This window comes from Curvibacter gracilis ATCC BAA-807 (genome assembly GCF_000518645.1).
GTDB classification, from domain to species: domain Bacteria; phylum Pseudomonadota; class Gammaproteobacteria; order Burkholderiales; family Burkholderiaceae_C; genus Curvibacter; species Curvibacter gracilis.
Genome location: NZ_JADZ01000025.1, coordinates 37,999 through 63,650 on the forward strand (window position 1 = coordinate 37,999; position 25,652 = coordinate 63,650).

24 protein-coding genes and 1 riboswitch are annotated in these 25,652 nt (G+C 63.8%); of the genes, 16 read left to right on the forward strand and 8 right to left on the reverse strand.

Annotated elements, in window-relative coordinates; genetic code table 11:
- Positions 1-39: 39 nt before the first annotated feature.
- The gene (gene murI, locus L880_RS0118370; RefSeq protein WP_027476908.1) at positions 40-900 is read right to left on the reverse strand and encodes a glutamate racemase; all 861 of its coding nucleotides are present in this window, start codon (positions 898-900) and stop codon (positions 40-42) included.
- A gap of 92 nt (positions 901-992) precedes the next feature.
- Positions 993-2,543, reverse strand: a complete 1,551-nt coding sequence (locus L880_RS0118375) for a fumarate hydratase (RefSeq protein ID WP_027476909.1) — start codon at positions 2,541-2,543, stop codon at positions 993-995.
- A 168-nt stretch (positions 2,544-2,711) separates the two neighbouring features.
- Between L880_RS0118375 and fumC the strand changes: the two genes are divergently transcribed.
- Complete coding sequence (fumC, locus tag L880_RS0118380) at positions 2,712-4,100, forward strand: class II fumarate hydratase (protein WP_027476910.1); 1,389 nt, start codon at positions 2,712-2,714, stop codon at positions 4,098-4,100.
- A gap of 30 nt (positions 4,101-4,130) precedes the next feature.
- On the opposite strand, the gene L880_RS0118385 is transcribed toward fumC, so the two are convergent.
- The gene (locus L880_RS0118385) at positions 4,131-4,733 is read right to left on the reverse strand and encodes a YqhA family protein (protein WP_027476911.1); all 603 of its coding nucleotides are present in this window, start codon (positions 4,731-4,733) and stop codon (positions 4,131-4,133) included.
- Positions 4,734-4,934: 201 nt separating this feature from the next.
- On the opposite strand from L880_RS0118385, the gene acs reads away from it, so the two are divergent.
- Both acs and L880_RS0118395 read left to right on the forward strand, forming a co-directional pair.
- Positions 4,935-6,920 carry an acetate--CoA ligase gene (gene acs / locus L880_RS0118390; protein ID WP_027476912.1) on the forward strand — a complete coding sequence of 662 codons (1,986 nt, stop codon included), beginning with the start codon at positions 4,935-4,937 and terminating at the stop codon, positions 6,918-6,920.
- A 349-nt stretch (positions 6,921-7,269) separates the two neighbouring features.
- On the forward strand, positions 7,270-7,794 hold the full coding sequence (locus tag L880_RS0118395; RefSeq protein ID WP_027476913.1) for a pilin: 525 nt from the start codon (positions 7,270-7,272) through the stop codon (positions 7,792-7,794).
- A 54-nt stretch (positions 7,795-7,848) separates the two neighbouring features.
- Here L880_RS0118395 and L880_RS0118400 read toward each other — a convergent pair whose 3' ends face one another.
- The gene (locus L880_RS0118400) at positions 7,849-8,292 is read right to left on the reverse strand and encodes a universal stress protein (protein WP_027476914.1); all 444 of its coding nucleotides are present in this window, start codon (positions 8,290-8,292) and stop codon (positions 7,849-7,851) included.
- 107 nt (positions 8,293-8,399) lie between these two features.
- On the opposite strand from L880_RS0118400, the gene L880_RS32845 reads away from it, so the two are divergent.
- The 9 genes from L880_RS32845 (at position 8,400) to L880_RS0118445 (ending at position 16,403) form a co-directional block, all read left to right on the forward strand.
- Positions 8,400-10,820, forward strand: a complete 2,421-nt coding sequence (locus tag L880_RS32845) for a heavy metal translocating P-type ATPase (protein WP_043329902.1) — start codon at positions 8,400-8,402, stop codon at positions 10,818-10,820.
- Positions 10,820-10,957 carry a cbb3-type cytochrome oxidase assembly protein CcoS gene (gene ccoS / locus L880_RS0118410; protein WP_027476915.1) on the forward strand — a complete coding sequence of 46 codons (138 nt, stop codon included), beginning with the start codon at positions 10,820-10,822 and terminating at the stop codon, positions 10,955-10,957. Before L880_RS32845 ends, ccoS begins: the two co-directional genes overlap by 1 nt.
- Before the next feature lie 62 nt (positions 10,958-11,019).
- Positions 11,020-12,456 carry a cytochrome-c oxidase, cbb3-type subunit I gene (ccoN, locus tag L880_RS0118415; RefSeq protein WP_027476916.1) on the forward strand — a complete coding sequence of 479 codons (1,437 nt, stop codon included), beginning with the start codon at positions 11,020-11,022 and terminating at the stop codon, positions 12,454-12,456.
- A 13-nt stretch (positions 12,457-12,469) separates the two neighbouring features.
- Positions 12,470-13,108, forward strand: a complete 639-nt coding sequence (gene ccoO / locus L880_RS0118420) for a cytochrome-c oxidase, cbb3-type subunit II (RefSeq protein ID WP_019573067.1) — start codon at positions 12,470-12,472, stop codon at positions 13,106-13,108.
- A 9-nt stretch (positions 13,109-13,117) separates the two neighbouring features.
- The gene (locus tag L880_RS0118425; RefSeq protein ID WP_027476917.1) at positions 13,118-13,255 is read left to right on the forward strand and encodes a cbb3-type cytochrome oxidase subunit 3; all 138 of its coding nucleotides are present in this window, start codon (positions 13,118-13,120) and stop codon (positions 13,253-13,255) included.
- A 20-nt stretch (positions 13,256-13,275) separates the two neighbouring features.
- The gene (gene ccoP / locus L880_RS0118430; RefSeq protein ID WP_027476918.1) at positions 13,276-14,196 is read left to right on the forward strand and encodes a cytochrome-c oxidase, cbb3-type subunit III; all 921 of its coding nucleotides are present in this window, start codon (positions 13,276-13,278) and stop codon (positions 14,194-14,196) included.
- A 101-nt stretch (positions 14,197-14,297) separates the two neighbouring features.
- Entirely contained in the window at positions 14,298-15,737 is a 1,440-nt protein-coding gene (gene ccoG / locus L880_RS0118435) for a cytochrome c oxidase accessory protein CcoG (protein WP_027476919.1), read from the forward strand.
- Between the two features lie 12 nt (positions 15,738-15,749).
- Positions 15,750-16,049, forward strand: coding sequence for a FixH family protein (locus tag L880_RS0118440; protein ID WP_211245339.1), 300 nt, complete (start codon positions 15,750-15,752; stop codon positions 16,047-16,049).
- A gap of 57 nt (positions 16,050-16,106) precedes the next feature.
- Complete coding sequence (locus L880_RS0118445; RefSeq protein WP_027476921.1) at positions 16,107-16,403, forward strand: hypothetical protein; 297 nt, start codon at positions 16,107-16,109, stop codon at positions 16,401-16,403.
- Between the two features lie 144 nt (positions 16,404-16,547).
- Here the strand turns inward: L880_RS0118445 and fnr are convergent, their stop codons facing one another.
- Complete coding sequence (gene fnr, locus L880_RS0118450) at positions 16,548-17,339, reverse strand: fumarate/nitrate reduction transcriptional regulator Fnr (RefSeq protein WP_281174775.1); 792 nt, start codon at positions 17,337-17,339, stop codon at positions 16,548-16,550.
- Positions 17,340-17,456: 117 nt separating this feature from the next.
- Between fnr and hemN the strand changes: the two genes are divergently transcribed.
- The 4 genes from hemN (at position 17,457) to L880_RS0118470 (ending at position 23,528) form a co-directional block, all read left to right on the forward strand.
- The gene (gene hemN / locus L880_RS0118455; protein WP_027476923.1) at positions 17,457-18,842 is read left to right on the forward strand and encodes an oxygen-independent coproporphyrinogen III oxidase; all 1,386 of its coding nucleotides are present in this window, start codon (positions 17,457-17,459) and stop codon (positions 18,840-18,842) included.
- Positions 18,843-18,902: 60 nt separating this feature from the next.
- Positions 18,903-19,646: a sulfite exporter TauE/SafE family protein gene (locus L880_RS0118460; protein WP_027476924.1), complete on the forward strand. Its 744-nt coding sequence runs from the start codon at positions 18,903-18,905 to the stop codon at positions 19,644-19,646.
- Between the two features lie 136 nt (positions 19,647-19,782).
- A complete protein-coding gene (locus tag L880_RS0118465) occupies positions 19,783-21,102 on the forward strand; it encodes a cyclic di-GMP phosphodiesterase (RefSeq protein WP_027476925.1) in 1,320 nt (439 codons plus the stop codon).
- On the forward strand, positions 21,099-23,528 hold the full coding sequence (locus L880_RS0118470; protein WP_027476926.1) for a sensor domain-containing protein: 2,430 nt from the start codon (positions 21,099-21,101) through the stop codon (positions 23,526-23,528). The genes L880_RS0118465 and L880_RS0118470 overlap by 4 nt, the downstream gene beginning before the upstream one ends.
- A gap of 38 nt (positions 23,529-23,566) precedes the next feature.
- Here the strand turns inward: L880_RS0118470 and L880_RS0118475 are convergent, their stop codons facing one another.
- The 3 genes from L880_RS0118475 to L880_RS0118485 all read right to left on the reverse strand — a co-directional run bounded on the left by L880_RS0118475 (position 23,567) and on the right by L880_RS0118485 (position 25,330).
- Complete coding sequence (locus tag L880_RS0118475; protein ID WP_027476927.1) at positions 23,567-24,382, reverse strand: sulfite exporter TauE/SafE family protein; 816 nt, start codon at positions 24,380-24,382, stop codon at positions 23,567-23,569.
- Between the two features lie 343 nt (positions 24,383-24,725).
- Positions 24,726-25,097 carry a cell division protein ZapA gene (locus L880_RS0118480; protein WP_027476928.1) on the reverse strand — a complete coding sequence of 124 codons (372 nt, stop codon included), beginning with the start codon at positions 25,095-25,097 and terminating at the stop codon, positions 24,726-24,728.
- A complete protein-coding gene (locus tag L880_RS0118485) occupies positions 25,094-25,330 on the reverse strand; it encodes a cell division protein ZapB (RefSeq protein WP_027476929.1) in 237 nt (78 codons plus the stop codon). Before L880_RS0118485 ends, L880_RS0118480 begins: the two co-directional genes overlap by 4 nt.
- Before the next feature lie 37 nt (positions 25,331-25,367).
- Positions 25,368-25,613, forward strand: a riboswitch (cobalamin riboswitch).
- Positions 25,614-25,652 lie beyond the last annotated feature (39 nt).

Genomic DNA, 25,652 nt, shown 5'->3' on the forward strand with positions numbered 1-25,652 from the left:
CGGTCTGAATCAGATAGAAAGCCGGCCTTGTGCCGGCTTTCATCGTTTGGGGAGGGGCTGGCAGGGCCCGGAGGCCTCCGGCAGCCAATGCTGAACGGCGCGTTCCAGGTGCTCGACCTTGCCTGTGGTGTACCAACGGACCAGACCGGTCGGCTCAACTGGCTCCGCAAGGTCGGGCTGGCGCAGTTGCCCGATCTGCAGCAGCCGCCGATGCGTCTGTTCGGCGACCGGTGCGCCCGTGTCCAGCACGGTCACGTGAGGCGGCAATTCTGAAAGCCACTGCTGCAGCACCAGGGGGTAGTGGGTGCATCCCAGCACGAGGGTGTCCGGTGCGGAGGGCGCGTTGAGCCAAGGTCCGGTCTGGTCCAGGTAGTGCCGGCAATAGTGGGCAATTTGGCGGTCGTCCAGGTTCTCGATGGCATCGGCCAAGCCATCGCAAGGCTGGCAGCGTATGTCCAGCTCAGGCGCTTGTTGAGCAAGCAGTTGTTGGAACTTGGCGCTGTTGAGGGTGCCCCGGGTGGCCAGAACGGTGATGTGGCCAGTACGGGTTTGCAGGGCCGCCGGCTTCAGTGCAGGCTCGACCCCGATCAACGGAAGATGGGGCCAGTGCAATCGCAGTTCCTGCACGGCTGCGGCAGTGGCGGTGTTGCAGGCCACGACAACAGCCTTGGCACCCTGATCGACCAGGGTTTGTGTCAAGAAGCGGGATCGTTCGCGGACAAACTCATCGCCACGTTCACCGTAGGGGGCGTGGCCACTGTCAGCGATGTAGATGAAGTCTTCCCGTGGCATGCGTTGGCGCAAGGCCTTGAGGATGCTCAGGCCGCCAATGCCACTGTCAAAGACCCCGATGGGGCCCGAGGCACCTGCGTCAGGCGCCTGCAGAGGGGAGTTCAACATGGATGAACCAAGGGTGCAGGTCAGACCCTCGCGAGGAGGGGCTGACTCCGGGTGAGTGCCAGCCCCTGCGGCCCGGCACCCACTTGCGGCTGTCAGGCACCCGCGACCGCGATGCCCTTGAACTCGCCTGTGGCGATGCGCTTTTGCCACTCGGCCGGGCCGGTGATGTGGGCGCTGGTGCCGCCGGCATCCACGGCCACGGTCACGGGCATGTCCACCACGTCGAATTCGTAGATGGCCTCCATGCCCAGATCAGCAAAACCGACCACCTTGGCGGCCTTGATGGCCTTGGACACGAGGTAGGCGGCGCCGCCGACGGCCATCAGGTAGGCCGACTTGTGCTTCTTGATGGCCTCGATGGCGACCGGGCCACGCTCGGCCTTGCCCACCATGGCGATCAGGCCGGTCTGGGCCAGCATCATTTCAGTGAAGCCGTCCATGCGGGTGGCGGTGGTGGGGCCGGCCGGGCCGACGGCCTCGTCCTTTACTGGGTCGACCGGGCCCACGTAGTAGATCACGCGGTTGGTGAAGTCGACCGGCAGCTTCTCGCCCTTGGCCAGCATGTCCTGGATGCGCTTGTGGGCGGCATCGCGGCCAGTCAGCATCTTGCCGTTGAGCAGCAGGGTGTCGCCGGGCTTCCAGCTGGCGACTTCGGCCGGGGTCAGGGTGTTCAGGTCGACCTTGCGGCTCTTGTTGTAGTCGGGGGTCCAGTCCACGTTGGGCCACAAGTCCAGGCTGGGCGGATCGAGGTAGACCGGGCCCGAGCCGTCCAGCACGAAGTGGGCGTGGCGGGTGGCGGCGCAGTTGGGGATCATGGCCACGGGCTTGCTGGCGGCGTGGGTGGGGTACATCTTGATCTTGATGTCCAGCACGGTGGTCAGGCCACCCAGGCCCTGGGCGCCGATGCCCAAGGCGTTGACCTTGTCGAACAACTCCAGGCGCAGTTCTTCGACCTGGGTCAGCTTCTCGCCCTTGGCGGCCTTGGCTTGCAGCTCGTACATGTCCAGGTCGTCCATCAGGCTTTCCTTGGCCATCAGCACGGCTTTTTCAGCGGTGCCGCCGATGCCGATGCCCAGCATGCCCGGCGGGCACCAGCCGGCGCCCATGGTGGGCACGGTCTTGAGCACCCAGTCGACCACGCTGTCGCCAGGGTTGAGCATGACCATCTTGCTCTTGTTCTCGCTGCCACCGCCCTTGGCGGCCACGGTCACTTCGACGGTGTTGCCGGGCACGATCTCGGCAAAGATCACGGCCGGGGTGTTGTCCTTGGTGTTCTTGCGCGCGAACTGGGGGTCAGCCACCACCGAAGCGCGCAGCGTGTTGTCGGGGTGGTTGTAGCCGCGGCGCACGCCTTCGTTGATGGCGTCGTCCAGGCTGCCGGTGAAACCTTCCCAGCGCACGTCCATGCCCACTTTCAGGAACACGTTCACGATGCCGGTGTCCTGGCAGATCGGTCGTTGACCCGTGGCGCTGAGCTTGCTGTTGGTCAGGATCTGAGCGATCGCATCCTTGGCCGCCGGGCTTTGCTCGCGCTCGTAGGCGCGGGCCAGGTGGGCGATGTAGTCGGTGGGGTGGTAGTAGCTGATGTACTGCAGGGCCCCGGCGATGGAGTCGATGAGGTCGCTTTGCTTGATGGTGGTCATGGTTCTTCGTGGGCTGGAAGGGACAATGCGGGATCCGGTGAGGGCTGGCCGTCTGGCGGTCCCGCGCGATTATCCCAGGGGTGAGCGCGAAAGCCGGGCACGTCAGCAGCTTGCCCGAATCACGGGCAGGCGGTATTTTGACAGGTTGAAACAACCCGAGGTCGCGTCATGTCAACTCGCATCGAAGTCGACTCCTTTGGACCCATTGACGTTCAGGCCGATCGCCTGTGGGGCGCGCAGACCCAGCGATCGCTGCAGAACTTTGCCATTTCAGGCGAGCGCCAGCCGCGCGAGCTCATCATGGCGCTGGCCCAGGTCAAGCGGGCCTGTGCCTATGTCAACCAGCGCCTGGGGCTGCTGCCGTCCCCCAAAGCCATGGCCATCATCGCGGCGGCCGAAGAGGTGCTGGAAGGGCGGCACGACGACCAGTTTCCGCTGGTGGTCTGGCAGACCGGCTCGGGCACGCAGACCAACATGAACCTCAACGAGGTGTTGGCCAACCGGGCCAGCGAGTTGCTGGGCGGGCCGCGCGGGCAGGGGCGGCTGGTGCACCCGAACGACGAGGTGAACTGCAGCCAGTCTTCCAACGATGTGTTTCCCACCGCCATGCACGTGGCCGCGGTGGACGGGCTGACCCATCGGCTGCTGCCGGCGCTGCTGCAGTTGCAGACCGTGTTCAGCGAGCAGGCGCAGGCGTTTGCCGACATCGTGAAGATCGGACGCACCCACCTGCAAGACGCCACCCCGCTCACGCTGGGCCAGGAGTTCTCGGGCTACGCTGCGCAACTGCTGCATGCCGAGCGCCACCTGCGCGACGCGCTGCCGCATTTGTACGAGTTGGCGCTGGGCGGAACGGCGGTGGGCACCGGGCTGAACGCGCCGCCAGGCTACGCACAGGCCGTTGCGGACGAACTGGCCGGTTTGACGGGCCTGCCCTTTGTGACGGCACCGAACAAGTTTGAAGCCCTGGCCTCGATGGACGGCATCGTGCACGCCCATGGCGCGCTCAAGACGCTGGCGGCCAGCCTCATGAAGATTGCCAACGACCTGCGCTGGCTGGCCAGCGGGCCGCGCTGTGGCATCGGCGAGATTGCCCTGCCCGAGAACGAGCCGGGCTCATCCATCATGCCGGGCAAGGTCAACCCCACCCAGTGCGAAGCCCTCACCATGCTGGCGGCCCAGGTCATGGGCAATGACGTGGCCATCAACCTGGGGGGGGCCAGCGGCAATTTCGAGCTCAATGTTTTCCGGCCCATGGCGGCCCACAACTTTTTGCAAAGTGTGCGTCTTTTGGCTGACGGCATGAACAGCTTCAGGGTGCATTGCGTGGTGGGCATCGAGCCCCAGCGCGGGCGCATTGCCGAGTTGCTGGAGCGCTCGCTCATGCTGGTCACGGCGCTGAGCCCGCACATCGGCTACGACCGCGCGGCCCAGGTGGCCAAGGCGGCCCACCGCGATGGGGTGAGCCTGCGCGAGGCGGCCTTGGCCTTGGGATTTGTCACCGCCGAACAGTTCGATGCCTGGGTGGTGCCGGCCACCATGACCCAGCCGGGTTGAGTGGGGCAGGGCGGTGGGCCCGCCCTCGTTTCAGTGCGCGTCGGCGTGTTGCCCGCCCATCAGCCGATCCGTCAGGGCGATGGCCAGGGCCGACAGCAGGAAGGTGATGTGGATCGCCGTCTGGGCGATCAGCACGCGGTCGGAGTAGTTGTCGGCGTTGATGAAGGTCTTGAGCAGGTGGATCGAGCTGATGCCGATGATGGCCGTGCCCAGCTTCACTTTCAGTACCGAAGCGTTGACATGGCTCAGCCATTCCGGCTGGTCCGGATGGCCTTCGAGGTTCATGCGGCTCACAAAGGTTTCGTAGCCGCCCACGATCACCATGATCAACAGATTGGAAATCATGACCACGTCGATCAAGGCCAGCACGACCAACATGATGATGGTTTCGTTCAGGGCATGGATGTCCGTGCCTGTCTTGTAACCAATACCGTTCACAAGTGCCTGCAGCGCCGTCTGGCTGCCGAAGGCCGCTTCGATCAGGTGGACCAGTTCCACCCAGAAGTGAAATACATAGATGCCCTGGGCGGCGATCAGGCCCAGGTACAGCGGCAATTGAAGCCAGCGGCTGGCAAAGATCAGCGCGGGCAGTGGGCGCAGTGGCGAGGCTTTGGGTGGAGTGGGTGAACTCATGATTGAATTTTCTGAACGATTGAAACCAAGCCTAGGTTGTAACAAACGATACGGGAATCCAACGCAATGCCCATGCTGAATACCGGCCATGTCAGCAACTCCGCTGTTAAGCGGCTGTAAGCTTGACGCCAGTCAGAGCGCTGTAAGGGCGAAGGCCCACATTTACGCGCAAATAGCCCTATCGAATTGAAGGAGACAAGCATGAGTGCCAACCCCCAAGCAGGCGACAACGCCGCCGTGTATCTGCCCAGCGAGGCGTTCGTGAAGAACGCCCACGTGTCAGGCATGGCCGCCTACGAGGCGCTGTGCAAAGAAGCCGAAACCGACTACCAGGGCTACTGGGGTCGGCTCGCCAAGGAACTGATCACCTGGAAGACCCCCTTCACCCAGGTGCTGGACGAAAGCAAGGCGCCTTTCTTCAAGTGGTTTGCCGACGGCACGCTGAACGCGTCCTACAACTGCCTGGACCGCAACATCGAGCGTGGCCTGGGCGACAAGACGGCGCTGATCTTCGAAGCCGACGGCGGCGAGGTCACCAAGATCTCGTACAAGGATCTGCTGGCCAAGACCAGCCAGATCGCCAATGGCCTGAAGTCCATCGGCATCGGCAAGGGCGACCGCGTCATCATCTACATCTCGATGTCGATCGACGGCGTGGCCGCCATGCAGGCCTGTGCCCGCATCGGCGCCATCCACTCGGTGGTGTTCGGTGGCTTCTCGGCCCAATCGGTGCGTGACCGTGTGCAGGACACCGGCGCCAAGGCCATCATCACCGCCGACCAGCAGGTTCGCGGTGGCAAGCACCTGCCCCTGAAGGCCATCGTCGACGAGGCACTGGCCCTGGGCGGCTGCGAATCGGTTCAACACGTGTTGGTGGTGAAGCGCACGGGCGCCGACATCGCCATGACCGCAGGCCGCGACCTGTGGATGGCGGATGTGGCGGACAAGCAGTCCACCACCTGCGAGCCGGAATGGGTCGAGGCCGAGCACCCCTTGTTCCTGCTCTACACCTCGGGCTCCACCGGCAAGCCCAAGGGCGTGCAGCATTCCACCGGCGGCTACCTGCTGCATGCAGCGCTGACCACCAAGTGGACCTTCGACCTCAAGGCCGATGATGTGTTCTGGTGCACCGCCGACATCGGCTGGGTGACAGGCCACAGCTACATCACCTACGGCCCCCTGGCACTGGGCGGCACCGAGATCGTCTTCGAGGGCGTGCCCACCTACCCGGACGCCGGCCGCTTCTGGAAGATGATCCAGGACCACAAGGTCAGCATCTTCTACACCGCACCGACCGCCATCCGTTCGCTGATCAAGGCGGCCGAGGCCAATGCAGCCGTGCACCCCAAGAGCTATGACCTCAGCAGCCTGCGCCTGCTGGGCTCGGTGGGCGAGCCGATCAACCCGGCCGCCTGGGAGTGGTACTACCGCGAAGTGGGCGGCAGCCGCTGCCCCATCGTCGACACCTTCTGGCAGACCGAGACCGGCGGCCACATGATCACTCCGCTGCCGGGCGTGACCCCCATGGTGCCCGGTTCGTGCACCCTGCCGTTCCCGGGCATCCAGGCCGCGATCGTGGACGAAACCGGCAAGGACGTGCCCAACGGGCAGGGCGGCATCCTGGTGGTCAAGAAGCCTTGGCCATCGATGATCCGCACCATCTGGGGCGATCCGGACCGCTTCGTCAAGAGCTACTACCCGGCCGACTTCCAGGGCAAGTACTACCTGGCAGGCGACGGTGCCATCCGTGACGAGAAGACCGGCTACTTCACCATCACCGGTCGCATCGACGACGTGCTGAACGTGTCGGGCCACCGCATGGGCACCATGGAGATCGAGTCGGCCCTGGTCAGCTGCACCGAACTCGTGGCCGAGGCCGCCGTGGTGGGCCGCCCCGACGACACCACCGGCGAGGCCATCTGCGCCTTCGTGGTGTTGAAGCGCCCACGCCCCACGGGTGACGAGGCCAAGGCCATCGCCAAGCAATTGCGTGACCATGTGGCCAAGGAGATCGGCCCGATCGCCAAGCCCAAGGACATCCGTTTTGGCGAGAACCTGCCCAAGACCCGCTCGGGCAAGATCATGCGCCGTCTGCTGCGCAGCCTGGCCAAGGGTGAGTCCATCACCCAGGACACCAGCACGCTGGAGAACCCGGCCATCCTGACCCAGCTGGACGAAACCTATTGATCTCGTTCTGAGCTGAGCTGCCTGATCCCCGCCTGGTGCGGGGATTTTTTTTGGGCACTGGATCCTCCACCATTGCATGGCCATGTAAAGACGATCAGCGGGTGTAAGCCAAGGCCTGGGCCTTGTTGCCTCGGGGCAGGTCGGTGAGCGGTTGAGCCGTGGGGGTGGATGAGCCGCTTGCAACATTTCATCTCACCTGCCATGCCTCCCACGGCGAATGGCGAAGCCGCAGAGCCCAAGCTGGCCGTTACAGCCTGGAGCCCCGCGGCCTGTCCTCTTTGACAACCTTGCGCTTGGAACACCAGGGGCTGCCTGCCTTCTGGAGGGGTTCCAGCTTCAAGGAGGACCTATGAGAAGACATCTTGCGCAAAGCGGCTTCACGCTGATCGAGCTGATGATTGTGGTGGCCATCGTCGGCATCATGGCTGCGGTGGCCTTGCCGGCCTACCAGGACTACACCACCCGGACCAAGGTGACGGAGCTGATCCTGGCCGCTGCACCGTGCCGCCTGGTCGTGAGTGAACTGGTGCAGACTGCGCCAGAGGCGGATCTGAGCAAGCGTTTTACCGAAGGGTGCCCGCCGCAAGCCACCAAGTACGTCGAGTCTGTGGCGACTGACAAGAACGGCCAGATCGCAGTCACAGGTAAAAGAGCGACGCTTGCCAAGCTGGAGGAGGGCAAGAACGTCTTGACCCTCACGCCGGTGATCCGCAAATCTGAGGGCGTGTTTGAGGCTCTGGATGGCACCACCGCCGGTAATGCGCAACTGCATGGCTGGGCCTGCGGCGCACGGGAGGGCAGCACGCCGATCAAGGGCAACACCACCATCGAGGCCAAGTACCTGCCCGGCAGTTGCCAAGGCAGCTATCCCTGAGCCTGCAGCGGCGCCCGCCGGCTTGACGGCCAGCGGGGCGCAGGCGGAATCCGATCAGCGCAGAACCAGCACCGGGATGGTGGAGTGGGTCAGCACCTGCTGGGTTTCGCTGCCCAGCAGCAGGCGCTTGATGCCCTTGCGACCGTGCGAAGCCATCACGATCAGGTCGCACTTGTGCTTCTTGGCGGCAGCCAGCAGGGCCTCGGCAATCAGGTCGGACTTGACCACCACCGACTTGGCCTTGAGGCCGTTCTCGACAGCGGCCTTCTTGACGGCATCGACCACGGCTTGGCCATGGTCGGTCCATTCTTTTTCGATTCGCCCCACTTCGTCCACGCTCAATGGAACCGAGCCCTCGAAGTAGCTTTGCGGGTAACGCGGCACCACCTTCACGGCCACCAACTCGGCGCCCGCCAGTGTGGCGAGGTCGATACCGGTCTTGACGGCTTTCTGGGACAGTTTGGAACCATCGGTTGCAACAAGAATTCGCTTGTACATGAGAGGATCTCCTTGGGCTTCAGTGAGGTCAGATTAGCGATCGAGCGCCATTTCGGGCTTGATCTGAATCAAGAGGGTGACACAGAATCGCGGTTAGGCTCCAGCCCATGAATTCAGCAAGCACCGCGCCCCTATCTTCGCTTGACCTGCTGGCGTCTCCGACGGAAGCCCAGCCGGTGGGTGGTGCTGCAGCCCGCGAGTCCGAGCGGCTGAGCCTGCTGGACGATCCTCAGGAATGGCCGGTGTTCGGTCGGCGATGCGAAGACACGGGGCCGTCCGAGGCGCCTTCCGAGGCCAGTGCGTCGGGCCCGTGGGAGTCTCAGGTGGTGCTGGAGGGCATGCACTGTGCCGCCTGCGCCCTGACCATCGAGCAGGCCTTGCTGGCGGTGCCGGGGGTCATGGAGGCTCAGGTCAACGCCGCCACGCACCGTGCACGCGTGGTCTGGCAGCCGGCGCAGGTGGCCCCATCTCGCTGGATGTCGGCGGTCGGGGCGGCGGGTTACCGCGCTTTGCCGGCCCGTGATGCCTTCACCGTGGAGTTGCGCCAACAGGAGCAGCGCCGCGCGCTGTGGCGTCTGGGGGTGGCAGGCTTTTGCATGATGCAGGTCATGATGTACGCATGGCCGGCCTACGTGGCCAGCCCGGGCGACATGACCGACGACATGGCTCAACTGCTGCGTTGGGCCTCGTGGGTGCTCACCCTGCCGGTGATGCTGTTTTCGTGCAGTCCCTTCTTTCGCAATGCGTGGCGCGATGTGCGCCAGCGCCGCATCAGCATGGACTTTCCGGTGGCGTTGGGCATGGCCGTCACCTTTGTGGTCAGTTCGGCGGCCACCTTCGATGCCAGCGGGCCGCTGGGTCACGAGGTCTACTACGACTCGCTGACCATGTTCGTGTTCTTTCTGCTCACCGGGCGCTGGATGGAATTGCGCCTGAGGGATCGCACGGCGGGCGCCCTGGAGGCCTTGATGAACCGCCTGCCCGACAGTGTGGAGCGTCGCGGCGCCGACGGCCAATTCGAGCGTGTCGCGGTACGCCGTCTGGTGGTGGGTGATGTGGTTCGCGTGCTGCCGGGTGAAGGCTTCCCGGCCGATGGCGAGGTGCTGGAGGGCGAAACCCTGGTCGATGAGGCCTTGCTCACCGGCGAGTCGCGCCCGGTGCACCACGCCGTGGGCTCGCAGGTGACGGCGGGCAGCCACAACCTGTCGGCGCCCGTGCTGGTGCGCGTGGCGCGCCTGGGGGCCGATACCCGCTTTGCAGAGATCGTCACGATGATGGAGCACGCCTCCATGGACAAGCCACGCCTGGCCCTGCTGGCCGATCGGCTGGCCCGGCCTTTCCTGCTGGCTGTTCTGGCGGCGGCGGCCCTCTCGGCCGCCTGGTGGTGGTCGGTGGACCCGGGGCGGGCCTTGATGGTGGCCGTGGCCGTGCTGATCGTCACCTGCCCTTGCGCTTTGTCACTGGCCACGCCGGCGGCCATGTTGGCTGCGGCCGGGGCCCTGGCCCGCCAAGGCGTGCTGGTGCGCAATCTGCAGGCGCTCGAGGCGTTGGCCGAGGTGGATCAATTTGTGTTCGACAAGACCGGAACCCTGACCCGCGACGGCATGACCGTGCAGGCCATGCGCGTGCGGCCAGGCTTTGACCTCGGGCTTGCCCTGCGGCTGGCCCGCGGGCTGGCAGCGCATTCGCTGCATCCGGTGTCCCGGTCGGTGCATTCGGCCGCGGGTTTGAGCCCGGCCCTGCACAAGCAGGGCTTGTCCCTCGAAGATCTGTCGCCCGTTGTGCTGGAGCACGTGCGCGAGGTCTCTGGCTCAGGGCTGGAAGGCCGGGTCAATCTGTTCGGGCACGGCGAGGTCAGCTATCGCCTGGGCTCGGCCAGTTGGTGTCGCCTGAGCGCCGCAGAGATGGCGCGTGCCGGCGACCTCCAGCAGGTCTATCTGGCCGATGAGCAAGGGTGGCTGGCCACCTTCGACCTGCAGGAGGACGTGCGTGAAGATGCTGCAGAGGCGGTGCGTCATCTGCAGGCGCAGGGGGTGGGTGTGGCTTTGCTTTCGGGCGACCGGGCAGCATCGGCCGGTCGGGTGGCCGGGCAGGTCGGCATTGAGCGCTTCCATGGTGACTGTGCCCCGGCCGACAAGCTGACGATCATGCGCGAAGCACAGCGCGAGGGCCACCATGTGGCGATGGTGGGCGATGGGCTCAACGATGGCCCGGTGCTCGCGGGGGCGCATGTGTCTTTCGCCTTCGGCAATGCGGTGCCGCTGGCGCGTTCCCGTTCTGATTTTGTGGTGATGGGGGGGCAGCTGTCGCGCCTGCCCTACACCGTGGCGCTGGCCCGTCGCACCTTGCGTGTGGTGCGTCAGAACCTGATCTGGGCGGCAGGCTACAACGCGATCTGTGTGCCTTTGGCGGTGGTGGGCTGGTTGCCTGCCTGGCTGGCTGGCCTGGGCATGGCCTTGAGCTCGCTGATCGTGGTGCTCAACGCGGCCCGCCTGTCCTTGCCCAGCCTGTCTTTGCGGAGCCAATGATGGACATTCTTTTTCTGCTTATTCCGCTGTCGGTGGCCTTGGTGCTGCTGATTCTGGGAGGGCTCTGGTGGGCGATCCACCATGGGCAATTTGAGGGCGTGGAGCAGGAGGGAGAGCGGATTCTCAGGAACGATTGACGCACGTCAATGCACCTGTGCACGTTCGCTCTGACACTCGATCAGCAACTTAGAGGTAACCGATGAATTCATCCAATACACAAGCTGCCCTGTACAACGACACCGTAGTCAGGCAGTTCTCAATCATGGCGGTGGTCTGGGGGGTGGTTGGCATGCTGGTGGGCGTCGTGATCGCCGCCCAGCTCGCCTGGCCCGAACTCAACTTAGGCATTCCATGGCTCAGTTATGGTCGCTTGCGACCCTTGCACACCAACGCCGTGATCTTCGCGTTCGGGGGTTGTGCGCTGTTCGCCACCAGCTACTACGTGGTGCAGCGAACCTGCCAGGTGCGTCTGTTCGCGGGCCCCTTGGCCGCGTTCACGTTCTGGGGCTGGCAATTGGTGATTCTGGCGGCGGCCATCAGCCTGCCCCTGGGTTACACCACCGGCAAGGAATACGCTGAACTCGAATGGCCGATCGACATCCTGATCACGCTGGTGTGGGTGTCCTACGCCATCGTGTTCTTCGGCACGGTCGGCATCCGCAAGGTGCGTCACATCTATGTGGCGAACTGGTTCTACGGTGCCTTCATCATTGCCGTGGCGATCCTTCACCTGGTCAACAGCGCTGAAGTGCCGGCTGGCTTCATGAAGTCGTACTCGGCCTATGCCGGTGTGCAAGACGCCATGGTGCAGTGGTGGTATGGTCACAACGCGGTGGGCTTCTTCCTGACCGCAGGCTTCCTGGGCATGATGTATTACTTCATCCCCAAGCAGGCAGGCCGTCCGGTCTACTCGTATCGCCTGTCCATCGTCCACTTCTGGGCGCTGATCTTCACCTACATGTGGGCGGGTCCTCACCACCTGCACTACACGGCTCTGCCGGACTGGACCCAATCGGTCGGCATGGTGTTCTCCCTGATCCTGTTGGCCCCCAGCTGGGGTGGCATGATCAACGGCATCATGACCCTGTCGGGTGCCTGGCACAAGCTGCGTGACGACCCCGTCCTGCGCTTCCTGATCGTGTCCCTGTCGTTCTACGGCATGAGCACCTTCGAGGGCCCGATGATGTCCATCAAGACCGTCAACGCCCTGAGCCACTACACCGACTGGACCGTGGGCCACGTGCACTCGGGCGCTCTGGGTTGGGTGGGTCTGATCTCCATGGGTTCGCTGTACTACCTGATCCCGCGCCTGTTCGGCAAGAAGACCATGTACTCGGTGAAGGCCATTGAAGTCCACTTCTGGACCGCCACCATCGGCATCGTGCTGTACATCGCTGCCATGTGGATTGCCGGTGTGATGCAGGGCCTGATGTGGCGCGCCATCAATGCCGACGGCACGCTGACCTACACCTTCGTTGAAGGCGTCAAGGCCACCTTCCCGTTCTACGTGATCCGTGTGACCGGAGGTCTGCTGTACCTGGGCGGCATGATTGTCATGCTCTGGAACACCTGGATGACTGCCATCTCGGGTCGCTCGGTCGACACCCCGGTGCCTGCAGTGGTCGCCCACGCTTGAGGAGAGAAAAACCATGAGTCAACACAACGCAAATCAAGCGGCTCCCGGCGCCTTCTCGCATGAGCGCATCGAAACCAGCAACTTCCTCATGATCGTGCTGATCCTGTTGGTGGTGGCGGTCGGTGGCTTGGTGGAAATCGTTCCTCTGTTCTTCCAGAAGTCGACCACCGAGCCGGTGAAGGGTGTGCAGCCCTACACCGCCCTCCAACTGGTGGGCCGTGACATCTACATCCGCGAAGGCTGCTACAACTGCCACTCGCAGATGATCCGCCCCTTCCGCGCTGAAACCCTGCGTTATGGCCACTACTCGGTGGCTGGCGAGTTCGTGTACGACCACCCCTTCCAATGGGGCAGCAAGCGTACCGGTCCCGACCTGCAGCGTGTGGGTGGCAAGTACAGCGATGAATGGCATCGCATCCACTTGAACAACCCACGTGACGTGGTGCCCGAGTCCAACATGCCGGCTTACTCCTGGCTGGACAAGTCCACCATCGATCCCGCTGTGGTGGCTCCCCGCATGAAGGCCTTGCGCACCGTGGGCGTGCCTTACACCGACGAGCAGATCGCTGCCGGTGGCGACGAAGTCAAGGGCAAGACCGAACAGGACGCGCTCGTGGCCTACCTGCAATCCTTGGGTCGCGCACTCAAGTAAGGAGCTGTGATGGACATCACCACACTTCGCATTGCAGCCACGCTGGCCTGCTTCGTGACCTTTGTCGGCATCATGGTGTGGGCCTTCTCGCGCCGCAATGCCGCAGGTTTCCAGGAGGCTGCACAGCTTCCGTTTGATCAAGACTGAACACAGAACGAGAGAGCACCATGAGTGACTTCAAAAGCAACTTCTGGTCGGTGTACGTGGCGGCAGTGACGCTGGGGGGCATTCTTGCCTGCCTGTTGCTGCTGTGGATCGCGTCCCGCAAGAAAGTGGCCGCCACGGCGGACAACACCACGGGCCACGTCTGGGATGAGGACCTGCGTGAAATGAACAACCCGCTGCCCCTGTGGTGGGTGGGCCTGTTCATCATCACCGTGGTCTTCGGTCTGGGCTACCTCACGTTCTACCCTGGCTTGGGTGACTTTGCCGGCAAGCTGGGCTGGTCGACCGCCAACGAGTACGACAAGGAAGTGGCCAAGGCCAACAAGGAACTCGAGCCCCTGTATGCACGCTTCACCAGCATGTCTGTGGAAGATGCAGCCAAGGACCCGCAGGCCAAGGCCATTGGCGAGCGTCTGTTCATGAACAACTGCGCTCAGTGCCACGGCTCTGATGCCCGCGGCAGCAAGGGCTTCCCGAACCTGACCGATGGCGACTGGCTGCATGGCGGCACGCCCGAAAAGATCACCGAGACCATCACCGGTGGCCGCATCGGCAACATGCCTCCCATGGCCGCAGCCGTGGGCACGGCTGACGACGTGAAGAACGTGGCCAACTACGTTCTGAGTCTGTCGGGCAGCCCCCACGACTCGCTGCGCGCTTCGCTGGGCAAGGCCAAGTTCGGTGCTTGCGCCGCCTGCCACGGTGCCGACGGCAAGGGCAACCAGGCCCTGGGCTCGGCCAACCTGACCGACGACATCTGGCTGCATGGTTACGGCGAAGCCGCGATCATCAACATGATCAACAATGGCAAGACCAACCAGATGCCTGCTCAGGCTGAGAAGCTCACCGCAGCTCAGATCCATGTGCTCGCATCCTACGTGTGGGGCATGTCCAATCTGGCTCCCGCTGCGGCTGCCAAGTAAGGCTTGACCCTTGCGCCCGCCCGGACGCTGATTGACGTCCGGGCGGGTTTTCCTTTTCAATCGTGATGAGGCCTCTGTGGGGCCTGATCGGGGACTGCAGTTTGGAACCCACCTCAGGCGATCGTCGCAAAATCATTCCCATCGTTGCTGCCACCGATGACAGCGCCGAGCTGGTGTCTTTGTATGCGGCCCAGCAAAAAATCCATCCCCGCTCCGTCAGTGGCTTTTTCAGTCAATGGCGCTGGGCGCTGGTGATCTTCACGCAATTGGTTTTCTATGGCCTGCCCTGGCTGGAGTGGGGGCAGCGTCAGGCGGTGCTGTTTGATCTGGGCGCGCGCCGCTTCTTCATATTTGGCCTGGTTCTCTATCCCCAGGACTTCATCTATCTGACGGGCTTGCTGGTCATCTCGGCCCTGGCCCTGTTCCTGTTCACGGCCATTGCCGGCCGGCTCTGGTGTGGTTATGCCTGTCCGCAAACCGTCTACACCGAAATCTTTCTCTGGATCGAGCACCACATCGAAGGTGATCGTCAGGCGCGCATTCGTCTGGACGAGTCGCCCATGAGCCTCGAGAAATTCGTCAAGCGAAGCTTCAAGCACATCGTCTGGCTGACCCTGTCGGTCTGGACGGGGTACACCTTCGTGGGCTACTTTTCACCCATCCGCGATCTGGGCATGGAATTTCTGACCACCCAGATGGGCGGCTGGGAGATCTTCTGGGTGCTGTTCTATGGTTTTGCCACCTATGGCAATGCCGGCTTCATGCGCGAGCAGGTGTGCAAGTACATGTGCCCCTACGCGCGGTTCCAGAGCGCCATGTTCGACAAGGACACCCTGATCGTCACCTACGACGAGGCCCGGGGTGACCCGCGAGGATCACGCTCCCGCAAGGCCGACCCTGCGGCGCTGGGCCTGGGTTCGTGTGTGGATTGCAGTCTGTGCGTGCAGGTCTGCCCCACCGGCATCGACATCCGGAAAGGGTTGCAGTACGAATGCATTGGCTGCGGCGCCTGCGTCGATGTGTGCGACACCGTGATGGACAAGATGAACTACCCGCGTGGGCTCATCCGTTACTCCACTCAGAATGCAGTCTCCAACAAATGGGGGCGGCCCGAGATCGTGCAGCGCGTGTTCCGGCCGCGCACCATTTTGTATGGGGTGGTGCTGCTGGCACTCACGGTGGGGCTGTTGGTCAGCCTGGTGCTCAGGACCCCGCTCAAGGTCGACATCGTGCGTGACCGCGCGGCCTTGTCCCGCATCGTGTCCGGCGGCAAGCTCGAGAACGTCTACCGTCTGCAGATCATGAATGCCACCGAAAAAGAGCAGACCTATGTGATCCAGGCCAACGGCTTGGAGGGCATCGAGGTCGCTTCCGAGCAGCAGGTGGTCATCGAGCCAGCCCAGTCGCGTTGGGTGCCGGTGCGCCTGCAGGTTCCTTATGGTGCCGTTCCTCCTGGGTCCCATACTGTGTACTTCGCCGTCGGCGAAGCCGGTGGGGGGGCCCATGTGTCTGAAAAGTCAGTTTTCCTGGTACCTCGCTGAGGGCAATGTCTTATGAACTCTTCCATCTCTTCCAAGTCCCCCGTCGCTGAGGTGACTCCACGCCCCTGGTGGACCCACGGCCATGTCTGGATGATCATTTCCGGCCCTGCCATCGTCGTGGTTGCGGGCTTTGTCACCCTGTGGCTGGCCATCCGCACCCCGGATCCCGTCATCGAGGCGGATTACTACAAACGAGGGGTGGAGATCAACCGCACCCTGCCCGATGTGGACCCCAAGGCCATGATGCCGGCCCTGCAGGGGCGCAACCATGCGGCGACCCCGACTCAGGATATTCCCGAGCCCAAGCGTTAAGCCTCTTACCGATTTGGTGGATGGGGGCTAGGATGGTTCAAACAACCGGAGAGCCTCATGCTGAATCAGCGCTTGATGTGGATCGCCTGGCCTGCCTTTTTGGTGGCAGGGGTGCTTGAAATACTGGTTTTTGCCGTTGTTGACCCCAACGACCTGACCTGGTTCGGTCAGCCTGTGGAGCTGTCCCGCCAAGGGGTGTACACCATTGCGTTCTTTGCTTTTTGGGTGTGCGCGATTGTTTCCAGCGGGTTGACGACCCTGCTGTCGCAGTCCCCTTTCGAGGTCAATCGCTGCCCGCTGCCGGGCTCGGATCGGCCTGATGGTTGCCCCAAGCAAGAGGCTTCCTGCGTCTGAGCTGCGATGGGGTTCGGGCCTGCTTTCTGCCAGGCCAGCCCACAGCTTCTGACGTGAAAACACCCGGCTGACCGGGTGTTTTGTGGGCCTTTTGACAAGGCCTGGGTGGGTGTCGGCGACCCCAAGGGGCAAGCCCCCTGGATCTTACTGGCAGGTCTGCGAGTTCACGATGCGCTTGAGGGCATCGGTATCAAGAATGCGCACATGGCGCTGCTTGACCTCGACGATGTTCTCTTCCACAAATTTGGAGAAGGTGCGGCTCACGGTTTCAAGCTTCAGGCCCAGGTAGCTGCCGATTTCTTCACGTGTCATGCGCAGCACCAGCTCTGACTGGGAGAACCCGCGTGCGTGCAGGCGCTGGACCAGGTTGAGCAGGAAGGCGGCCAGACGCTCTTCGGCACGCATGCTGCCCAACAGCAGCATCACGCCGTGCTCGCGCACGATTTCTCGGCTCATGATCTTGTGCACGTGGTGCTGCAGTGCTGTCACCTCGCGCGACAGTTCTTCGATGCGGTCAAACGGCATCACGCACACTTCGGCGTCTTCCAAGGCCACGGCGTCGCAGGTGTGATGGTCCTGCACAATGCCATCCAGGCCGATGATCTCGCCGGCCATCTGGAAGCCCGTGACTTGGTCGCGGCCGTCTTCGGTGGCCACACAGGTTTTGAAGAACCCGGTGCGGATCGCATACAGCGACGTGAATTTCTCGCCGTTGCGAAACAGCGTTGTGCCGCGCTTCACTTTGCGCCGGATCGCCACCACTTCATCAATGCGTTCAAGTTCTTCGGGCTTCAGGCCCATGGGCATGCACAACTCGCGCAGATTGCAGTTGGAGCAGGCAACTTTGATGGTTTGTGGGTTCATTCGCCTAGTAGAAGAGTCTGCGCCAGAGCTTAACGGCTTTGTTGGCTCGGTAGTTACAGGTGTGTCAAACATGGCTCCTCCTGATATGCCTCAAATTGTGACTTCGGGTCCGCGTCGCCTGCTTGATCCACATCAAGTCCTCTTTCCTTGGCTGATGCACATTATGGTGTCCAGAAGGAAAAATGCCAGATGAATGTCGTTTCGCCAGAGCTGTTGCGTCGGTTTGATGTACCGGGGCCCAGGTACACCTCCTATCCTACGGCCGACCGCTTTGTTGAGGCTTACACGGAGGCAGATTACCGGCAAGCTCTGGATCAGCGCCGTGGTGGGGGGGCTGCGACGCTGGCCTTGCCTCTTTCTTTGTACATCCACATCCCCTTTTGCGAGTCGCTTTGTTACTACTGCGCCTGCAACAAGATCATCACCAAGCACCCCGAGCGGGCGGACGAGTACCTTCGCTACCTCGGGCGTGAAGTGGACCTGCATGTGCAGCAGATCGGCACGGGGCAGGCCGTCAGTCAGCTTCACCTTGGCGGCGGCAGCCCGACCTTTCTGAACGACGATGGTTTGAGCGAGCTCATGGCCATGCTGCGGCGCAATTTCTCGCTGGCGCCGGGCGGTGAATATTCCATCGAGGTCGATCCCCGCACCGTCACCCGGGAACGTCTGGCCCACCTGGCCCGCCTGGGGTTCAACCGCCTCAGCTTTGGCGTGCAGGACTTCGATCCTGCGGTGCAGAAAGCCGTGCATCGCATCCAGCCTGCAGAGCAGGTGTTCGAACTGGTGGCCGAGGCCCGTCGCATCGGCTTCGAGTCGATCAACGTTGACCTGATCTACGGCCTGCCGCGGCAGACCCCCGAATCCTTTGACCGGACCCTGGCCCAGGTGAACGAGCTGCGACCTGATCGCATTGCCTTGTACGCCTATGCGCATCTGCCTGAGCGATTCAAGCCCCAGCGTCGCATCATCTCGGCCGAGTTGCCGGGTGGTCCGGCCAAGGTGTCCATGCTGTCGCGTTCGTTGTCGGCCTTCATCGAGGCGGGCTACGTCTATGTCGGCATGGATCACTTCGCCTTGCCCAACGACGCCTTGGCCGTGGCCAAGCGCCAGGGCCGCTTGCATCGCAACTTCCAGGGCTACAGCACCCAGCCTGATTGCGATCTGATCGGTCTGGGGGTTTCGGCCATCGGGCGTGTCGGGGCCACCTACAGCCAGAACGCCAAGACCCTGGAAGACTATTACGACTACCTCAACCAGGGGCGACTGCCCGTGGTGCGGGGCCTGGCCTTGTCGCGGGACGATCTGGTGCGGCGCGCCGTCATCATGGCCCTCATGTGCCAGGGCAGGCTGGTCTACGAATCGATCGACCTGGCCTGGTTGATCGACAGTCGCAGCTACTTCGCGACAGAGATGAACCTGCTGCAGGATCTGGCCAAAGAAGGCCTGCTGACCATGGACGACTCTGGCATCGAGGTCACGCCCAATGGCTGGTTCTTCATCCGTGGCATCGCCATGGTCTTTGATCGCTATTTGCAGGCCGATCGCAACCGTGCCCGTTTCTCCCGCATCATCTGAGCCTGGTTGTCAGCGCGCCCGGGCGGGCGCGGCTGGCGCTTGTCTGCAAGGAGACGGAAGGTGTTGAGTTCTCTGGCCTGGACGGCTTTGCTCATGGGCTTGGCCGGTGGCCCCCACTGTGTGGCGATGTGTGGTGCTGCCTGCGCAGCCCTGGGGCGCTCCTCGGGTGGGGGGGCTCAGCCGATTCAATGGGCGGCGGCTGGACAGGGTGGGGCGCTGTCTGCCCCCGGTCTGCACAGCATGCCGACCTGGCGCGAATGGCTGTTCCAGATCGGGCGCTTGATGGGCTATGCCGGTGCTGGCGCCGTGGCTGCTGTTGCGGTCGGCGGCCTGGCATGGCTCAGCGGCAAGACCGCGGTGCTGCGGCCTGTCTGGAGCCTGTTTCATGTGGCCGTGTTGGCCTGGGGCTTGTGGCTCGTGATCCGTGCGGAGCAGCCTGCCTGGGTGCAAGGCGCCGCTCGCTCGGTCTGGCAGCGCGTACAGCCCCTCACGGCGCGCAGCAGTGGTGTTTTTGCAACAGGTGTGGCCTGGGCCTTCATGCCTTGCGGACTGCTTTACTCGGCCTTGCTGGTGGCCGGTCTGGCGGGTGGGCCTGCTGAGGGCGCGCTGGTCATGGCCATGTTTGCGCTGGGAGGCAGTGTCTCGCTGTTGCTGGGGCCTTGGCTCTGGCGCTCGCTGCGGCAGCGCGTCAACGGCTGGCATCAGGATTGGGGCACCCGTTTGGCGGGCTTGTTCCTCTGCGCGCTGGCAGGCTGGTCTTTGTGGTTGGACGTGGCCCACCGGGTGGCCGACTGGTGTCTGTGATTTGCACGCTGTGCACCCTGTGAACCTCCTGGGAATCAGGTTTACAGGGGGATGCTTCTGAGAAGTAAAAGATGTCGCAAATTCCCGCCATAATGGTTTCGTATCACTGACTCATTGGTCAGCTATTCTCGAATCCATGGAAGACAGTAAGAGCAAGCTCATCGACATTCAGCGGCTGCGCAAAGGCATGTTTGTGCAGCTTGAGCTCGGCTGGATGGACCATCCGTTTCCGATGGGCAGTTTCAAGATCTCCTCGGACGAGCAGATCCAGACCCTGCGCTCGCTCGGTCTGACCCAGATCCGCTACGTGCCCTCGCGCAGCGATGTGCAGGTGGATGAAGCCCAGGCCCTGCCGGTGCCGGCCGCGGTCGATGAACCCGCGGCCGCAGCGCAAGAGACCGCCAACCCCCCCGAAGCAAGCCCGAGCTCGGGTCCTGAGCGGGCGCGTCAGGCGCGTCTGGCGGCGCGCCTGGCCCAGGAGCGCTGCCTGGAGGTCTGCGAGCGGCGTTTTTTTGATGCCACACGCCAGTACAAGAAGGTGGGCGAGCAACTGCGCCTGAGTCCCCAGGAGGCCCGGCGCCAGAGCGAGGAGCTGGTCGGCTCCTGCGTGTCTGAATTGCTGGCCAATGGCGAGTCGGTGATCCGCTTGCTGACCGAGGTATCGGGTGACCGCAGTGCCACCCACCCCATCAATGTGATGGTGATTGCCTTGCTGCTGGGCAAGGCCCTGGGCCTGGAGGAGGCTGCCTTGAAGGACCTGGGTCTGGTGGCCATGCTGCATGACATCGGCAAGCTCGAATTGCCCGACCGGGTCCGCTCATTTGATGACCAGTTCACCACTGCCGAATACCGCATGTACCAGGAGCACGTCGAACAGGGCGTGATCCTGGGGCAGCGCATGGGGCTGTCGCCCGGGGTGCTCAAGGGCATCTCCCAGCACCACGAAATGGCGGACGGCAGCGGCTTTCCGATGCGGCACAAGGTCGATCGCCTGGAGACCCTGGGCAAGATCGTCGCCCTGGTCAACCGCTACGACAACCTGTGCAACCCCTCACGCCTGGCGATTGCGCTGACGCCGCACGAGGCCCTGTCGGTGATCTTTGCCCAGATGAAGGCGCGCTTTGACACCTCGGTGCTGGGGGCTTTCATCCGCATGATGGGGGTGTACCCGCCGGGCTCGGTGGTCCAGTTGGTGAATGACCGTTTTGCCCTGGTGGTGTCGGTCAACTCATCCCGGCCACTGCGCCCCCGCGTGCTGGTGCATGACCCGCAGGTGCCGCGTTCCGAAGCGCTGATCCTGGACCTGGAGCAAGTGCCCGAACTGGGCATCAAGCGCAGCCTGAAGGCGTCGCAGCTGCCCAAGGCCGCGCTGGACTACCTGTCCCCCCGTCAACGCATCTGCTACTTCTTTGAACGGGCCGTGGAGGCGCCTTCACCGGCTGGAGCCGAGCAGTGAGCGATGCCGCCCTGGCCAGGCCTGATCTGGATGGCCTGCTGGAGTCGGTCTGGTTGGTGGAGGCGGCGGGGCTCACATTGTGCTGGGTCAACCAGGCCGCTTGCGTCTTGCTGGGCGATGTGACGCCCGAGGCCGTGCTGGGGCGCCCGGTGACCGATTGGGCGGCCTCGCCTGAAGACATGGTGTTCTGGGCCACGGTCCAACCCGACCAGGATCCGGGCTTGTGGTCCGAGACCTTGCTGCGCCGCCCGGGCGGCTCGGTGCTGCCGGTGGAGCGGCGCGTGAGTGTCACCCGCCTGCCCGACGGTGCGCCTGCCTACCAGGTGGTGATGCTGGATCGCAGCCGTGAACAGCGGGCAGCGCATGAATTCGAGCAACTGGTGGCCGAGTTGCGTGCCACCCTCGACTCGACCGCCGATGGCATGCTGGTGTGCAGTCTGCGCGGCGAGGTGCGTGCATTCAACCGACGTTTCAGCCAGATCTGGGCGGTGCCCGAGCCACTGCACATCCGGCGTGACGATGCGGCACTGCATGCCCATCTGCAGGCCTCGGTGCTGGACCCGGCGCATTACCAGGCCCGGCTCGACGAGTTGGCCGCCAGCCCCGAGCTGGAGGTGACCGATACCCTGTTGCTGAAGAATGGCCATGTGCTCGAGCGCTCCTGCGTGACGCAGATCAGCCGCGGTCGGGCGGTCGGGCGGGTGTATTCCTTTCGTGACATCACCGATCAGGTGGCTGCGCAGGCCGAGCTCAGGCGTGCCGCCAAGGTGTTTGAGTGCAGCCTCGATGCGGTCTTCATCGCGACTGCGCGGGATGAGCTGATGGCGGTCAATCCGGCCTTTGTGCGCCTGGTCCAGGTGAGCTCGCCTGAAGCGCCTCAGCGCTGGCTCGGGCGCACTGCGGCCAACTTGTTTGCCGATCCTGCCGACCCGGGGCTGATGGAGCGCATCCGGCAGCGGCGCGAGCAACTGGGTTTCTGGGAGGGCGAGGTCAGCCTGTGCCGCGAGGACGGCAGCCGCTGCCCGGTGCAGTTGTCCTGGGTTCAGCTTCACGATGAAGCGTCTGGCGTCCGCCAGAGCATCGGCTTCTTCCGCGACCTGACCGAGCAGCGGGCCGCTCAGCGCCGCATCGAGCAACTGGCCTACAGCGATGCGCTCACGGGCCTGCCCAATCGCCTGCTGCTGTCGCAGCGCGTGGATTTCGCGCTGAACATGGCTCGGCGTCAGGCCTGCAGCTTTGCCGTGCTGTTCCTGGACCTGGACCGTTTCAAGAACATCAATGACTCGCTGGGCCACCAGTTCGGCGACCGGGTGCTGATCCAGGTGGCCGATCGCATCCGCTCCTGTCTGCGCGATGTGGACACCCTGTGCCGCCTGGGCGGCGATGAGTTCGTGCTGTACCTGCACGATGTGGATGTGGCCGGTGCCGAGCGCGTCGCGTCGCGCGTTCTGGAGGCCTTGTCCCGTCCTTTCCTGCAGGATGAGATGAACTTCAGCATCGGCTGCAGCATCGGGGTGGCCATGTACCCGGGCGACGGCAACACCCTGGATGAACTGATCAAGCAGGCCGACACCGCCATGTACGAGGTCAAGGGGGCGGGGCGCGGGCATGTCCGCTTCTACCGGCCCCAGATGAATGTGGACATGCTTTCGCGCATGAAGCTGGAGACGGCGCTGCGTCAGGCCATCGAGCAGCAGGCCTTCCGCCTGCATTACCAGCCCCAGCTCCACCTCAGCTCGGGCCGACTCATCGGCGCCGAGGCCCTGATTCGCTGGTCCGACCCCGAGCGCGGCGCGGTCTCCCCCGGGCAGTTCATCCCGCTGGCCGAAGAGTCGGGGCTGATCGTGCAGATCGGTGCCTGGGTGTTGGCAGAGGCCGTGCAGCAGGCCGCGGCCTGGTGGCGGGCGGGCACCCCGGTGCAGGTGTCGATCAACGTCTCGGCCCTGCAGTTCAGGCAGCCTGATTTTGTGGAGCGGGTGGCCCAGGTGTTGGCGCAGTTCAGCCTGCCGCCCGACCTGTTGGAGCTGGAACTCACGGAGTCCATCCTGGTGCAGGATGCCGACGAGGTCTTGCAGCGGCTGCGGGCGCTCGCGGGCCTGGGGGTGCATCTGGCCATCGACGACTTCGGCACCGGCTACTCCAGCCTCGCCTACCTGAAGAAGTTTCCCATCAGCAAGCTGAAGATCGATCAATCCTTTGTGCGCGGCCTGCCGGGCGACGACAGCGATGTGGCCATCGTCGCCGCGATGATCGGCCTGGCCCGTGCCCTCAGGTTGTCGGTGATCGCCGAGGGTGTTGAAACCGAAGAACAGCGCGCCGCCCTGCAGCAACTGGGCTGCGACGAGTACCAGGGCTTTCTGTGCTCGCCCGGTGTGCCAGCGGCGCAGTTCGCCGCTTTTCTGCCGGGGCCTGCTTCGAGGCGCTGAAGCGTGCCGGGCTCGGTCGCCGAGGCCGGTTCAGAGGCTCAGGCGCTCAGGCCTTTCCAGGCCATGTAGGCCGCCAGCAGGTACAGCAGGCTGGCAAACACCCGTTTGAGCTTTTTCACCGGCAGTTGATGGGCGGCCTTGGCGCCCAGGGGCGCGGTCAGCACACTGCAGGCGGCGATCACGCCCAACGCGGGCAGCCAGATGTAGCCGAACGAGGCGGGCGGCAACTGGGTGAGTGATTGGCCTGCGATCGCATAACCCACCACATTGGCCACCGCGATCGGAAACCCCAGCGCGGCCGAGGTGGCCACGGCATTGTGGATGGGCACGTTGCACCAGGTCATGAAGGGCACGCTCACAAAGCCGCCCCCCGCGCCCACCAGGCCCGACAGAAAGCCGATCACGCCGCCGCCGGCCAATTGCCCGGCCATGCCCGGCATCTGGCGTGCCGGGGCGGGCTTCTTGTCCAGGAACATCTGGGTGGCCGAAAAGCCCACGAACAGTGCAAAGAAGATCGCCAGCGCGCTGCCCTTGAGTAAGGCGAACACACCCAGGCTGGCCAGTGCGCCCCCCAGCACGATGCCGGGTGCCAGCCCGCGCACCAGCTCCCAGCGCACGGCGCCGCGCTTGTGGTGCGCGCGCACGCTGGAGATGGAGGTGAACATGATGGTGGCCATCGACGTGGCGATCGCCATCTTCACGGCCAGGTCGGCCGACACGCCCTGGCGCCCCAGGATGGCCGTGATGAAGGGCACCATCAGCATGCCGCCGCCGATGCCCAGCAAGCCTGCCAGAAAGCCCGAGAAGATGCCCAGCAGGGCCAGTTCAAGAATCAGGATGGGCTCAAGCAGCATGGCGAAGGCACCTGGAGGCGACGGCAGACAAAAACAAGCCGGCGCGAGGCCGGCTTGTTCAGGAGATAGGTGTCTGCAAGTGCCACCGGACCGGCATCCTGAACCGGGGGTTCAGGTGGGCAAGGGCAGACTGGCGTTGGGTTCATCTGACGCGAGACGATCACGCTCACCAGCCGATGTACCAAGCCCGGGCTCAATGAGCATTGGTTCAAGGAAATATAAAGCCCGGCATGCACTGCAGACGGTTGCCATTGTAGGCCTGTCGAAGAGGTGCTGGCACCAAAGTGGCTCAGATCTTTGGCAGTTCGGGGGCTTTGCTTGACAGCCCACCCGTTGGGCTGGATCAGATCAGGTGGCCGTCGCCGCCCAGAGCGTGGTCGAGCTGGCGGATCAGCTGGTTCAGTCGCTGGGCATCGTGCTCGCTGAGCGCGCCGGCCGGCAGGCTCTCGGCGGGGGCGGGCTGGGGTGTGGGGGGGGACTGTCGGGCCAGGGCCTGGGCCTGCAGTTCGGCGTTTTCGCGGTCGGCCAGCTCAAAGGCGAAGTTCAGCGCGGCCAGCACGGCAATGCGGTCACGGGCCCGCACCTTGCCGGCGTCGCGGATCTTGCACATCGCGGTGTCCAGTCGCTCCACCGCATCCAGCAGGCGCGACTCTCGGCCATCGGGGCAGGCCAGCAGATAGCTCTGCTGCATGATCTGGACTTCGACTTGCTTCATGCGGCCTTGTCCTCGGTCGGTTCGGTGGGCAGCGGTGGCAGGCGCTCCAGCAAGGCCTCGACACGGGAGCGCGCGGCATTCAGCCGCGACTTCAGGCTGTCACGCTCGCGCCCCAGGGCGGCCACCTGCTCGGTGAGCAAGGCGTTGGTGCGTTGCAACTCTTCGTGGCGCACCAGAAGCCGCTCAACGCGATCGGCGATCTGGTCAATGGGGTGCAGGTCGGAGGGTGCCATACAGCCGGCTATTGTAGGACGAGCGTCAGTGAATGGTTCTAAAATGCCGACTGTTGGTGCTCGCGGTGTGGTTCACACACCGCAGTTCAACGGGAAGCAGGAACGGGCAGGCGCCACGCGCACCGCCTTCAACCTGCGCTGCCCCCGCAACGGTCAAGCAGACGAGCCTCTTGCAGGCTCCGCCTCTCTCACACCAGCCACTGGATGCTCTGAACACGCATCTGGGAAGGCGAGGGGGGTTGTCTCTGCCAGCCCGGATACCGGCCAACAAGGTGAATGCCATGGCTTGCCTGTTTAGGCCCGGGTGTTCGTGACGTCCAAG